The following is a 523-nucleotide window of genomic DNA, read 5'->3' on the forward strand; positions in this document are numbered from 1 at the left end:
TCGTCGAATTCCAGCCAGGCCGGCGCGCCCGCCATATGCACTTCCAGATCGTCGATGACGATCTGGTCCATCCACACATTGCGGAACAGATCGGTGACGAACTTGTATTCGAAGCCGCCCTTCGACGTGATCTTCCAGCGATAGCCCTGGCCGGCAATCAGTTCGAAATCCTTCTGGTTGACGTCGTAGCTGGAATCAGGGGAACCAAGGATCAGTTCCGGCAGGTTCTTGCTGGAGCGCGTCACCTTCGGCGCATCGTCATCGTCGTCGGCGTGCGCAGCTATCGGGGCGAGCAGCATCCCGGCAAGCGCGGCATAGGCGATGGTGCGGCAGATATTCATGGCATAACTCCGTTGTTGCCTGGGTTGCCTGCTTCTTAGTTCGGCGAAACGACCACGCCCCATGGTTGCTGGCCGACAGTCAGCGATTCGACAGGCTCGTCGGTCGCCGTGTCGATGAACGTCAGATCGTTGGAATTGCCGTTGGTGGTGATCAGCGTCTTCTGGTCGGGCGTGAAGGCCAG

The 523-nt window shown here is 59.3% G+C and carries 2 protein-coding genes; both read right to left on the reverse strand.

The genetic code is table 11. From position 1 onward, the window contains the following. Window positions 1-341, reverse strand: a 341-nt coding sequence (locus ACX3P0_RS25340; RefSeq protein WP_459092996.1) for a hypothetical protein, incomplete at its 3' end; no start/stop codon positions are given. A 35-nt stretch (window positions 342-376) separates the two neighbouring features. Next, on the reverse strand, window positions 377-523 hold the full coding sequence (locus ACX3P0_RS25345; RefSeq protein WP_459092998.1) for a hypothetical protein: 147 nt from the start codon (window positions 521-523) through the stop codon (window positions 377-379).

Source organism: Mesorhizobium sp. A556, assembly GCF_054489545.1.